Origin of the sequence: Nocardioides sp. W7 (assembly GCF_022919075.1) — a bacterium.
Lineage (GTDB): Bacteria > Actinomycetota > Actinomycetes > Propionibacteriales > Nocardioidaceae > Nocardioides.
This window is the reverse complement of sequence record NZ_CP095078.1, coordinates 1,828,834-1,841,707: the sequence shown is the minus strand read 5'-3', so window position 1 is coordinate 1,841,707 and position 12,874 is coordinate 1,828,834. Positions and strand designations below refer to the sequence as shown.

Here is a 12,874-nt window from a genome sequence, read left to right as displayed (position 1 = left end):
ATGGAGTGACGGGCGCCACAGGCGAGAGTAGGTCTTTTCACTCCGGCCGCACAAGAGATTCCATGGATCTTTTATATGTTTCGTCCGCACTGCATCACTGTTGTGGCGATCACACCGCTTCAGTTTGTATGTAAAGTTCCATACATATATCGTGTTGATCCTCCCCAAGCCTGCCTGCGTTGCCTGCGTGCCGCGGACGATCGTGTCTCGTTCGATGGAGGACCGCTCGGTCAGTCGGCTCGCGACCGAAGAAGAACCCTCGCCACCTCGTCCACCGCCGCGGTCAGATCCGCTTCGGCCACCGTCTCGGCCAGGGCGGCGGCTCCCGCGTAGCGGAGCATCGCCGGCAGACTCGTGCGCAGCCGCTGCAGCGTCCAGGTCTCGGGGTCCCCCTCGGCGAACTGGTCGAAGCGAACCACCTGGTTGGCGCTCTCCCCGTTGCGTACGTAGTGGTAGTGCGGCTCGTTGTCGAAGCAGTCGAAGCGCAACCACTCCAGGCCGTCCTCGGCGTCGAGCACGTGCACGCAGGCGCCACCGTCGTCGATGCCGCTGACGACCGTCTGGTCGGGACGCCCCCGGTCGAACGCGTTCTCGTTGATCGCCTCGTCAGAGAGGCGGCGCGCCTCCACGACGAACGTGAGCGGGCCGGCCGGCACCTCCACGCAGTGCTCCGGCACCATCGGGATCGGCATGACCGCGTAGGTGCGGCCGAGCAGATAGGCCTCGACTCCGCTGGGTGTCTGGGTCATGTGAGCTCCTTCATCGGGTTCCTCGGGTCGGTCGGACCGGCCACCTGGTTGACGAGTGGGACGCCGTCCAGCAACCGGCGCAGGTTCAGGGCGAACAGGTCCCCGACCTCAGAGAGCGCGCGAGCCGGCACGCTCGCACTGTGCGCCGAGATGCGTACGCCGGGCGCGCTCCACCACGGGCTCGTGGCGGGGAGGGGCTCGGTCTCGAAGACATCGAGTGCGGCACGGATCCGACCCGAGGCGCAGGCCCGGACGAGCGCGACCTCGTCGAGCACGCTGCCGCGGCCGACGTTGACCAGCAGCGCCCCGTCGGCGATCGCCGCGATCGCGGCGCCGTCGAGCAGGTTGGTCGTCGCCCGGACCTCCGGGAGCGCACACACGATGTAGCGCGCCCGCCCGAGCAGATCAGGAAGGTCAGCGAGGGCACGCTGCTCGACGACGCCGGCGGGCGGGTCCCCGGCGACGTCCCTGCGGGCGACGCGCACGGTCATGCCCATGGCCGCAGCAAGCTCGGCGACCACCCGGTTGATGGCCCCGCAGCCGACCAGCAGCAGCTCAGCTCCACGAAGCCCCTCGCCGTACGTCGGCTGCCAGCGTCGTGCCGCCTGTGCCTGCCACGCATCGGGGAGGCGCTTGGCGTCCTCGAGGATCCTGGCCAGCACGAACTCGGCGATCTCCCGGGCCGCCGTACCGGCCCCGTTGCAGACCCGGACGCCTGCCGCCTCGAGCTCGTCCAGCGGAAGCTGCTCGACCCCCGTCGTGACCGACTGCAGGAGCCGCAGCCCGGTGAGCGCCGAGAGACCGACCGACGGGAGCTCCAGGCAGGTCATCGCGCGGACCTCACCCCACGGATAGGCCGGATCCCGCAGGACCGTGCGGTCGTCGTCGATCCGCCAGTCGGGAAACTCCCGGGCCAGGCGATCGACCTGCGCCGCACGGGCCCCGGGCCGATGGAGGCCGTCCGCCTCCGCCAGCAGCAGCCGCGGACGCATCATCCGGGTGTGGGGGCCGAGGAGATCCTGCGGGTGCGGCCCTCTTCGCTCAGGCCAGCACCTCCGGCTCGGCCCGCAGCAGACTGCGGACGGCGCCACCCCAGTAGGCCTCGGCGGCCCTCTCGATCAGGGAGGCCTTCATGCCGACCATGGCCGAGCGCGGCAGCTCCAGGGGCTTGATGCCGGTGAGCATGACGTCGTAGGCGAGCCGACAGGCGCGTTCGAACGACGCGGCCCGGTACGTCGCCTCGATCGGGTCCGCCCCGGTCACGATCACCCCGTGGCTGGCGAGCACCGCGACCTTGGCATCGCCGATCTGCTCGGCGAGCTCCCGGGCGCGCAGGGGCGTGTCGATCTCGCCGCCGTACTCCTCGACGAGAACCATGTCGTCGAGATACATCGACCCCGTCTGGTGCACCAGCTCGGGCAGGCGTCCGAGCGCCGCCAGCACGCACACGTGGTACGGGTGGTTGTGTACGACGACCCGGGCGTCGGGTCGGGCTCGGTGCAGCTCGGTGTGAAGGTGGATCGCCGGCGTGACGTCCCACTTGCCCCGCAGCACCCGCGCGTCCTCGTCGACGACGCAGATGTCGGAGGCACTCACCTCCTCCCACCACAGACCCCAGGGGTTGACGAGCAGGTCGGTCTCCCCCGGTCGCTGCCAGGTGATGTGACCGGCCATGTTCTCCGAGAACCCCTCCCGGGCGAGGACCCGGAAGGCGGCCGCGAGTGTCTGCTCGTCGGTCATCGCCCCCCGACTGACCTCGGGCATCACGGACGGGGCCCAGACGTCCAGTCCTCCCTGGCGCGGCGGTTCCGCAGTTCCAAAGCCATCGACGGTGGCAACAGACATCGTTGTTCCTCCTGTATTCGAGAAGTGGGGGTGGACCGCTCAGCGCGAAGTGAGTTCGCGACCGACCGTCGCGGCGATTCGTTCTCGCAGCTCGCCCTTGGCGACTTTGGCGCCGCTGGAGCGCGGTAGCTCGGTGACGACCTCCAAGCGCTCGGGGAAGAGCTCCCGCGAGACGCCGTGGGCCGTGAGGTGAGACACCAGGTCGTTCAGTTCGAGTTCGTGCCCGGGATGCAGCTCCACGAAGAGGCAGACGCGCTCGCCGAGGACCGGGTCCGGCATGGCGACCGCTGCCGCGTGCCTGATCGACGGGTGGGTGAGCGCGTCACCCTCCACGACGGCCAACGAGATGTTCTTGCCACCGCGAACCACGAACTCCGAGATGCGACCGACGACCGAGAGATAGCCGTCCCCGTCGATCTCGCAGATGTCTCCCATCAGCATCCACCCGTCCTCGGTGTACAGCGCGGCGTTCGCGTCGTCGTCGTCGAGGTAGCCGAGCGAAAGTGCGGGGCCCTGGCAGGCGGGTTGTCCCCGGCCCGATTCGGTGACGTCCGTCAGGCCGTCGTAGAGCCGGACGTTCATCTCGGGCACGATCCTCCCGGCGGTCCGCAGCCGCATGTCGATCGGGTCCGCCGTCGTCGTGCCGCTGAGCAGTCCGGTCTCGTTGGAACCGTAGAACTGCAGGATCCGTGCTCCCGTTCGCTGCTCGAACTCGCGCGCCTTCACCTCGGGGACCGCTTCGCCCCCCGTGAAGACCACCCTCAGGGAGGTGAGGTCGTGCCGGTCCAGGGAGTGATCCGCGAGCATCATGATGAATTGGGTGCTCACGCAGCACAGCACCGTGACCCGGTGCTCCTCGATGGCTCGCGCGGCCGCAGCCGCGCTGAACCGCGGCATCACCACGGTGTGCGCACCGAGCTTGGCCGGAGTGACGTGCGACGTCCACAGCCCGAACCCGAACGGAGCCGGCACGACCGAGAGCATGACCTCCCCGTCGCGCAGGTCGCCGTTGGCGACCGCCCGGGTGTGGAAGTAGTGCCAGCGGTTCTGCGTGTGCATCACGGCCTTCGGGAGGCCCGTGGTGCCCGAGGTCGAGTTGATCAGGTAGAGCGCGTCGGGGTCCGGTACGACCTCCGGGACGCCGGCCGCCCCCCGTGAGTCACGGTCACGGACGACGCCGTCCTGGCGTACGACGACCCCGGCCGGGCCGAGCTCGACCACGAGGTGGCGGGGCTCGACATCACGAGCTACGAGCTCGCGGAGCATCTCACCCGCCGGTCGGCCGTCGTGGTCCGACAGCGTGAGCAGGACCTCGCAGCGGCTGCGCCCGAGCAGGTGGGCGATCTCGCGGACACCCGCCTTGGCGCCGACCCCGACGATCGTGGCGCCCAGCCTCTCGATCGCGACGAAGGCCAAGTGGATCTCGATGCCGTCGAGCATGCACACCGCGACCCGGTCGCCCCGACGAACGCCGGCGTCGGCGAGTGCGCCGGTCAGCGAGCCCACCTCGGCGTCGAACTGCGCCCAGGTGAGCGAGCGGGTGCCACTCGTCCACGCGGGACTCTCCGGGGACCGCCGGGCATTGCGAGCGACGGCAGTACCGATGGTCTCGTCGCTCCACCAGCCCCGGCGCCGGTACTCCTCGGCCATCGCCGGCTCGATCAGACTCATATGAATATTCTAGATCTTCTATGTGACCGCGGTCAATCATCCTCGTCGCCCCCGCCACTCTCCACAGGGACCGATCGGCGGTCAACCCCGCAGCTCGCAACGTCTGCGACGTTGCCCGCGGAGGGGAATTCGTGGAACAATCTTCCACATGATTCGAATCGGGGAGTGCCAGGTGGCCGCACCGTCGCCGCACAGCCGCTCCGACCGGGAGCCGACATGAGCAGGCAGCTCGCGATCGGGCTGCTCTTCGACCTGCGCAATCCCCGACCGTGGGCCCGGCCCTGGCCGGAGGTGATCGGAGGGGCGCTCGACCTCGCCGTCGAGGCCGAGCACCAGGGCGCCGATTCGATCTGGGCGACCGAACACCACGGCTTCGAGGATGGCTACCTGAGCCAGCCGCTGACCTTCCTGGCCGCCGCGGCGGCCAGGACCAGCACGGTCAGACTGGGCACCGGCGTTCTCCTGGCCGCGATGCGGCACCCACGCCACGTGAGCGAGCAGGCCGCGCTGATCGACAACCTCAGCGGCGGCCGTCTCGAGCTCGGCGTCGGCGCGGGCTACGCACCCGCCGAGTTCGCCACGTTCGGGCGCGACCTCGGTCGGCGCATGTCCCTGGCCGACCAGAGCGTCCGCGATCTCATGGCGGACCTGTGGGGGGCTGACCTCACTCCAGGCCCCCTTCAGCCGCGGATCCCGCTGTGGCTCGGCTATCAGGGCCCCCAAGGTGCCCGGAGAGCGGGACGCCTCGGTGTCGGTCTGCTCTCGCCCGACCCGAGGCTGCTGGGGCCGTACGGCGAGGGGCTGGCGGAGGGCGGTCACGAGCCCGGCACCGCGGTGATGGGCGGCCTGGTGCCGATGGTGCTCAGCAGCGACCCGGAGCGCGCCGCCAACCTCCTGGCCCCGCACTACGCCCATCAGGCACGCACCTACGCCCAGGCCCGCCACGCCGACGGCCCGCGCGTGCCCTCCCCCGATCTCGCGGAGGTCGCAGCCGGAATGCTCGATCCGGGCAGCCGTGGACTGCGGGTGGTCACGGTCGACACCGCGACCGAGGAGCTCACCGCGATCGTCTCGGCCGCTCCGATCCGCCACCTCTACTTCTGGGCGTCGGTCGCGGCCATGCCCGACGTGCTCGTCGATGAGCACCTCGCCCTCGTCCTCGGACAACTGGCGCCTCGCCTTCGGACACGATGAACTCGCGAATGCAGACGCTGTCCGTCGCGTCGTCGTACCGTCACCCGGTACGACGCACAGGTCGACCTCCAGGTCGACCTCCAGAGAGGAAGCCATGACCCCTCCCGGCAGTTCCCCGCCCGCCGGCGGCGTGCGCTTCGCACGCCTGGCCGAGCAGATCGCCGACGATCTTCGCACCCGCCTGCTGGTCGGCGACCTGGCTGATGCCACGGAGCTCGGTGTGGAGGAGTCGCTGCGCGGTCACTACGCCGTGAGCAAGCCGACCTTCCGCGAGGCGATGCGCGTCCTGGAGGCGGAGGGGTTGATCACCGTACGGCGTGGGGCGATCGGCGGAGCGATCGTGCATCGTCCTGACGCCGAGCACGTGGCCTACACGCTCGGCATGGCGCTCGCGGGCCGGGGCGTCAGCATCAGCGACGTCGCGCAGGCTCTCCGGGAGGTCGAGCCCGCGTGTGCGGCGGCCTGTGCGGCGCGCGAGGACCGGATGCAGGAGATCGTTCCGATCCTCACCCGGCTGCACGAACACTCTGTCCGGGTCGTCGACAACCTCGTCGAGGTCACCGCTCTTTCCCGGATGTTCCACGAGACCCTGGTCGACCTGTGCGGCAACCAGTCCCTGGTGATGCTCGCGGGTGCCTTGGAGTCGCTGTGGAGCTCCCACGAAGCCGCCTGGGCCAATCGCGCCGCCGCGACCGCCGAGATCCCGCGGGCCGAGCGCCTCAAGGCGCTCGACGGTCACCGGGAGCTCCTGGATGCCATCGCCGCGGGAGACGCGGAGCGCGCCCGCCAGCTCTCGCTGCAGCACCTCTTCGTGTCTCAGATCTACCCGAACGATCAGACCGACGTACTGATTTCGCCCGCGTCGGTCCGCAGTCGCTTCACCTCCTCCTCCGGCTGACAGGAGGGCCGGGCCGATCACGCCAGTCGTGACGTGTCGCAGCGCGGATCACGACTTCCATGACCGCCGTTCGATCACAGCACGTGCTGTCGGTCCGGCGACCTGCCCTCGGTGCGTCACCAGTGAGCAAGTCCCACCAGCACAGCGACCCGAAAGCCCGCCACACTGCTGGGTTGTCTGCTTGCCACGGGCAGCCCTAGGGTCGCAAACGGACCCGTGGACTCAGACGCCCGAGTTTTCACACCCCAGTGCCTACCACCCGACCCGTGCAGCCATCCTCCGGTCCAGGTCGCACTCCCAGGAGAATCGGTCACCGGGCTCATCGTTCGTATGGCAGCGGACACTCAGCAGGCGCCAGGCCGCCTTCGGCCAACGGAGGCTCGCGCTTTCGTGGCTGTCGCTGAGTTGTCATCGGTGCGAGATGCCCAACAGCTCCCAGCACTCCGGCGCTCCGTCTGACCTTCTCGGAGGTTTCTCGTACGTTCTCGTGCACGCGACCGAACCCGCGTGGATTCCCGTCACCGCCCTCCACCCGACTGCGGAGTCCAACGGGTCTACTGCGGTGTGCCCCGTCAGCTTGCCGACAGTTTACCGAGGATGTAGTCCGCGCCCATGGAGCTGCGGAAGTGCTCGGCGGAGGGGTAGACGTTGAGGAGCCAGTTGCTGTCTAGGGTGGTGGTGGACCCGGATGTCTTTCCTGCGTTTCGTTCGACGACGATGAACTGGCCGGTGCCCTGGTGGACGCCCACGACGGCGACGGCGTGCAGCGATGTCTTGGGCTCTTTCGGATTGATCGCGACGAGGCCCTCACCGACCTGCAGCGGGTAGATCTTGAAGTTGAAGTTGCCGTACTTCGGCAGCTTCTTGATGAGGTCGTCTGTGCCGACGTTGGCGGCGAGCACCGGCTTTCCGCCTCCCTTGCCCTTCGATCCCATGAATACGTCGACCGACTTGTCGTCAGCCAGGTCCTCACTCCAGTCCTGGGCGTCGTCCTCGGCCGCCTGCCACACGATGTGCTCGGCTGACTCGATGCAGCTCACGGGGAGAACGAAGTTGCGAACGGCCGCGAGCACCGTCCCGTTCCACGCCACCACATGGGGGTCGATGTCCCAGTCGCCCTTCTTCTCCCCCGCCTCCAGCTCGAACTCGACGTACCCGCTCTCCTCGGTCACCGGGGCCTCGTCGTCATCCTCGACCATCGCGTCGTACTTCTTCTTCGTGATCTTGGTGAGCTCGTCGTCCACTTCCTCGTACCGGTTGAAACGCATCCGCCCACGCGGGACGATCCGGCGAACAACCGCCCCCTGGGCAACAGGGGAATCGTGGGCAGGAGCATTGTCCGAAGCGGCGAGGGGCGTCAGGTGGGAAACGCCGATGGGTGGCTGATGGTCCGCGATCGGAGACCGCCGGATCTGGACAGGGTGGGGAGTGTCCCCGGGGTTGGCGGCATCGATTCGCCGTAGGCGATCCAGTGGGCCGACACACGCCCCGGTCGGACTGCTCGAGAGAAGCGGCGGCATCGCTTTGACAGCCGGGATAGGCCACGGCGATACCGGCTCCGAATGTGCTGGAGCGGACGCCTCACGCGGAAGGGCAACCGACTCTGTGTCGGTCGTGATGCCGCGCTTGTGGCCCATGCGCGGACAGTAGTCGTCACAAGCGGTCCAGATCCTCCTTTTGGGGGACACGCATCCGTTTGCCGGCGCAGGCCCTTCATAGATCCCAGTCGCGATTCCATGGAATGTGACATGCCCACCGCCGGGGGGGAGGCGATGGGCATATCCGTAGACGATAGGAGATTCTGTTCCGCTGCTTCCCGGCGGGACATTGTCATCGATCCTGTAGCCACAAGGGGGAACGAGTGCGAGTCCGGTCTCAGGATTTTCCCCGCACATCGGACCAGTGGCGCGTGAGTCATGAGCCGGTGCCTCATCGACCGACGCGGGGCGACGTTCTGCGGCTGGACTCGCTGAGCCGGCCCAGAGAGCCGGAACGACGTCCCCGGGAGGCTGCTCCCGGGGACGTCGTTATCGGCCTCAGCGCCGGAGTCGGACGCGCACGACGTTCGAGGTCGAGCGAGCCGTGGTGTTGCTGCCGAGGTAGACCACCCTCACCCGCTTCGTGCCGTGGCCGGTGAGTCGCAGCTGCAGTTTGGCCCCGCCCTGGCGCACCGTCAGAGTGCGGACGGTGTGCCCGTTGACGACGAGTCGGACTCGGCCGTTCGCCCGGACCTCGGTGGCCTTCGACGTCACCAGGATGCGCAGGCGCACCTCCTGTCCCGCCCGCACCTTCGTCCGGCTCGATCGCAGCGTGGTGCGGGTCGCGACCTTCCTGACGGTCCCGGTCTGCGCCGAGTCAGCCGTACCCGCCAGCCCGGACGTGCTCGTGGCCGTGACCCTGACTCGAAGGCGGCTCCCGATGTCTGCTGCCCGCACCGCGTAGGTCGGTGCCGTCGCGCCCGCGACGGGCGCGCCGTTCCTCGACCACTGGTAGGTGAAGGCCAAGCCGTCACGGTTCCACGTGCCGGTGGTCGCCCCCAACGTACGACCGACGGCGGTCGTGCCGCTGACGGTCGGCGCTCCGGTGGACACCACGTCCCCACCCGGCGTCGGGTCCTTCACGCCGACGGTGAAGCGGTACTCACCGGAGCCGACGCCGAAGACGGCGCGACCGTCGTCCGTGGCGCCCTGCGCGACCGCACCGTCCGGCGCCTGCACCTTGCCGCTGCCGAAGCCGACGGTCGGGACCTCTACGGTCGCCGTGGTGTTGGCCGGCACCGTCACGTCCAGTACCAGCCCGTCGTCCGCACGACGCCAGGAGGAGCTCACGGTGCCGCGGACCGTGTCCTGCTTCACCCGGACCCAGTCAAGAGACTCGGGCACCTCTGGCGAGATGGTCATCGAGGAGTACGCCGGCCCGTCCGGCTGGATGCCGCCGAGACCCGTGTAGAGCGAGGCGTTGATCCCGGCGAACATCGCGTGATCGTGGGTGATCATCCCGGCGTCGTACATCCACTGCTCCCACGGCGTGGTGGCGCCGTTGTCGATCTGGAAGCCGAAGCTCGGGTAGCTGCGCTGGCCGAGCACGGTCATCGCCACGTCGACCCGCCCGATGGCCTGCAGCGCGTCGAAGAGGTGGCGGGTGCCGAAGATCCCGGTGTCCAGGTGTCCGCCGTTGTCCTCCACGATGGTCCGGACGAGCGTGTCTCCGACGGCGTCGACGTTCTCCTCCGGAACCATGCCGAACGCGAGCGGGAGGACGCTCGTGGTCATCCGGCCGCTGCCGTAGCTGTCCCCGCCGGCGTCGAGGAACGTCTCGTTGAACGCGTCCTTGATCCGGTCGGCCACCTGCGCGAAGTGGGCGGCGTCGGCGTCGTTCCCCAGGACCTCGGCGGCCTGGGCGACGTCCCGTGCCTGCACGTACCACAGAGCGGTGTTGACGATCCGGGTCTCGCTGGTGCAGTCCCCCGCACCCGGACCGCCCATCCCGCCGTTGGCCTGGTCGCCGTGCACGGGCGGGCACCAGTCACCGAGGCCGGTGTCCGCTGTCCACACGTAGCCGGGGAAGTCGGCCACGTTGCGGTCGACGAACGCCTTCATCGCCGGGTAGTTGTGGCGCAGGGTCGCCACGTCGCCGTACTGCTCGTACAGGGTCCACGCCAGGGAGACCTGGCCACCGGCCATGTCGGGGTACTGCGACTTGTGCGCGTCCTGCGGCAGCCCGACGCCAGGCGGCATGTCGAGCAGGTACTTCGCGTAGAACGGTCCCATGTCGAACTCACGCACGGCCGCGTCCTTGTAGGCCTGGACGTCCATCGCCGGGGGCGTCCGCTCGTCGCGGACCGGGGTGTCGGTCGGCGTGCTCATGGAGTTGTTGCGGATCGCCCACCTGTTGTTCTCCCAGATCTGGTTCAACAGCTCGTCGGAGGACTCGAAGGAACCGGTCGACTCGACGTCGGCCTGGACGACCCGACCGTCCAGGTCCTCGAGGGTGGGCGTGCCGGGGTAGCCGGTGACCTGGACGTAGCGGAAACCGTGGTAGACGAAGCGCGGCTCCCAGCTCTCAGGGCCATCGCCCTTCAGGACATAGGTGTCGGTGGCCTTGGCGCTGCGGTTGGTCCGCGTGTCCAGTCGCCCGTCGGGGTAGACCTCCTCGGCGGTTCTCATCGTGACGGCCGTCCCGGACGGTCCCTCGACGTGCAATCGCGTCCATCCGGAGATGTTCTGGCCGAGGTCGAAGACGAAGACGCCGTCGGTCGGTTCACTCACCGAGACGGGTCGCAGCGTCTGGACGACGCGGCGGTCCGGGCCGGGATTGGCCACGAGCGGGGCCTCGGGGCCGTCGACCCCGGCCACCGAGAGCCAGCCGGCGTCGTCGTACCCGGCGGTGTCCCACCCGTGCCGCTCGGCGCGAGCGTCGTACACCTCGCCGTCGTACATGTCATTGGCCACGACCGGTCCGGTCGACCAGGTCCAGTCGTCCGACGTGGTCACGGTCTCGGTGCTGCCGTCGGTGTAGGTGACCTCGAGGAGCATCCGGGCCACCTTGTCGCCCAGGTAGCGCCAGGCATAGCCGTTGTAGCGCGCGCCGTAGCCGTTGGCGAGGGTGAGCCCGACGGCGTTGGCGCCCTCGCGCACGGCCTCGGTGACGTCGTAGGTGTCGTAGAAGAGGTTGTTCTCGTACTGCCCGCTGGTCGGGGTGAGCCTGCGGTCGTCCGCCGTTTCGCCGTTGAGGCTCAGCTCGTAGAGACCGAGGCCGTAGACGTAGGCGCGTGCCTCGGCGACCGGGCGCGCCAGCTCGAAGTCGTGCCGGAGCAGCGGTGCCTCCGGCGTCCGCGACATCAGGGTGAGCCCGCTGCCCGGAGCGAGCTGGCCGTCGACGACGGGGATCGTGGGGAAGGTCGCGGCCGGCGGGGTCGAGAAGTCCTCGCTGAAGAGGTCCGTGCCGCCGAGGCTCTTCACGAACAGGTTGTCGAAACTCGCACGCTCGTCCTGCCCGTTGGTCCGGTCGTGCCGGAGGCCGAGGGTGCCCGCGCCGCTGAGACTGGAGTCCTGCCGCTGGTCGACCTGGGTGCCGTCGACGAAGGTCGTGAAGGTGTCACCCTCGACACGCACCTCGAGGCGGTGCTGGCCACCGACGTTGGCGGGCGTGAGAACAGGAGCGAGGTCGACCTCGCCCAGATTGCGGAACTGGCCGTCGACCCGCACGTGGGGCCGCAGCATCACCGCGCCGGAGCTGACGGCGGTGCTGACCTGCCACATGTAGAAGTTGTCGGCATCCTTCGCCCGGAGCAGGAGTCCCGCTGCCGCACTGCGGATGGTGAAGTCCACCCCGACGGTGAAGTCGTCCCACGTGAGCGCACCGGCGGTGTCCGGGCTGATCCAGTCCGCACCGCCCCAGTCACCGCCGAGAAGCCCGGTCTCCCACCAGCCCGGCTCGCTCCAGCCGGAGACCTGATCGGTGCCGTCCCAGACCTGAACGGCCCAGTGGTACCGGGTCGAGGCCTCCAGGCCGGGCCCGTCGTACGAGATGCCGATCGACTCGCCGCTCTCGACCCGGCCGCTGTCCCACACATAGGGCCCCGATCCGAGCCTGTCTGCGTCCGTGGCCACGACGATCCGGTACGCCGTCTGGCGAGCTCCGGCCGTGCTCGACTTCAGCCGCCAGCTCAGGCTCGGCCTCTCCGTGTCGACGCCGAGCGGGGACGGGCGACCGTCGACCCGCAGGCCCGTGGCCACCAGCCCGGGCGCCACCGACTGCGACGCGTAGGCCACCTCACCGACCGCCTGAACGGGTGCGGTCGTAGCTGTCACCAACCCGACGGCCAGCGCCGCGAGCGCTACCTTGACTCCAGACTTCGCCATGCCGTTCCCTTCCACATGATTTAAACGTTTCACGGAGGTTAGGGTCGTGACGGCCGTCACGCAAGGGCTGTTCGAGGGTTCGGGACGCGCGAAGCTCAGAATCACTCAGGCGACAATCTGAAACCATTCATTGCGAATGCCGACCAGACTTTCGGCAACCCTCGGTGTCGCAGGCAGGTGGGGCACCGAGCAGGAGCGGGACCGTTTGGCGGTTCGGTCTGTCCGACGTGCCCGACAGGGTCGGTCAAGCGAGACACGGTCAACCGGGGGTTCCCGTCGCTTGACCCCGGCCCACTCAGGGGCCGCGCGGTCCACGGCCCTGACAGCGCAGGTCGTCCAGCGTCTGCACGCTGACCCCGCAGGTAGGCGGCGGGCTCGGAGGTGGAGGACGTCGCCGATAGCCCCGAGAGCGGGGGGTCTCCATGCCGGAGAGGTGCGCACCGCCACTCCGTCTCCTCAGTGAGGATGTCGGAGCAACCGTCCGACCAGCACTACCTCGTGCCCGTCCAGCGCGGCTGGTGGCTCGCCGGGGCCGGGCCGTGCCCGCTCAGTTCTGCTCGGAGCAGTTGACGGCTTCCCCAGCTCGGCACCACCAGGGGCTAGACCTTCCGGAGCTCAGGTCGGGGTGACAGGTAGACCCGTGCTCCGGAAGC

At 69.0% G+C, this 12,874-nt stretch carries 8 protein-coding genes; 2 read left to right on the top strand and 6 right to left on the bottom strand.

The window, feature by feature from the left end:
• Positions 1-230: 230 nt before the first annotated feature.
• The 4 genes from MUB56_RS08675 to MUB56_RS08660 all read right to left on the bottom strand — a co-directional run bounded on the left by MUB56_RS08675 (position 231) and on the right by MUB56_RS08660 (position 4,265).
• Positions 231-749 carry a hypothetical protein gene (locus tag MUB56_RS08675; RefSeq protein ID WP_244931499.1) on the bottom strand — a complete coding sequence of 173 codons (519 nt, stop codon included), beginning with the start codon at positions 747-749 and terminating at the stop codon, positions 231-233.
• The gene (locus tag MUB56_RS08670) at positions 746-1,741 is read right to left on the bottom strand and encodes an NAD(P)-dependent oxidoreductase (RefSeq protein WP_244931498.1); all 996 of its coding nucleotides are present in this window, start codon (positions 1,739-1,741) and stop codon (positions 746-748) included. Before MUB56_RS08670 ends, MUB56_RS08675 begins: the two co-directional genes overlap by 4 nt.
• Positions 1,742-1,790: 49 nt before the next feature.
• Positions 1,791-2,489: a class II aldolase/adducin family protein gene (locus MUB56_RS08665; protein WP_244931497.1), complete on the bottom strand. Its 699-nt coding sequence runs from the start codon at positions 2,487-2,489 to the stop codon at positions 1,791-1,793.
• A 144-nt stretch (positions 2,490-2,633) separates the two neighbouring features.
• The gene (locus MUB56_RS08660) at positions 2,634-4,265 is read right to left on the bottom strand and encodes a class I adenylate-forming enzyme family protein (protein WP_244931496.1); all 1,632 of its coding nucleotides are present in this window, start codon (positions 4,263-4,265) and stop codon (positions 2,634-2,636) included.
• A 216-nt stretch (positions 4,266-4,481) separates the two neighbouring features.
• Between MUB56_RS08660 and MUB56_RS08655 the strand changes: the two genes are divergently transcribed.
• Together MUB56_RS08655 and MUB56_RS08650 are read left to right on the top strand one after the other, a co-directional pair.
• The gene (locus MUB56_RS08655; protein WP_244931495.1) at positions 4,482-5,459 is read left to right on the top strand and encodes an LLM class flavin-dependent oxidoreductase; all 978 of its coding nucleotides are present in this window, start codon (positions 4,482-4,484) and stop codon (positions 5,457-5,459) included.
• A 94-nt stretch (positions 5,460-5,553) separates the two neighbouring features.
• Positions 5,554-6,357, top strand: a complete 804-nt coding sequence (locus MUB56_RS08650) for an FCD domain-containing protein (protein WP_244931494.1) — start codon at positions 5,554-5,556, stop codon at positions 6,355-6,357.
• A 572-nt stretch (positions 6,358-6,929) separates the two neighbouring features.
• On the opposite strand, the gene MUB56_RS08645 is transcribed toward MUB56_RS08650, so the two are convergent.
• Together MUB56_RS08645 and MUB56_RS08640 are read right to left on the bottom strand one after the other, a co-directional pair.
• Positions 6,930-7,601: a hypothetical protein gene (locus MUB56_RS08645; protein WP_244931493.1), complete on the bottom strand. Its 672-nt coding sequence runs from the start codon at positions 7,599-7,601 to the stop codon at positions 6,930-6,932.
• Between the two features lie 792 nt (positions 7,602-8,393).
• Entirely contained in the window at positions 8,394-12,221 is a 3,828-nt protein-coding gene (locus tag MUB56_RS08640; protein WP_244931492.1) for a family 78 glycoside hydrolase catalytic domain, read from the bottom strand.
• Positions 12,222-12,874 lie beyond the last annotated feature (653 nt).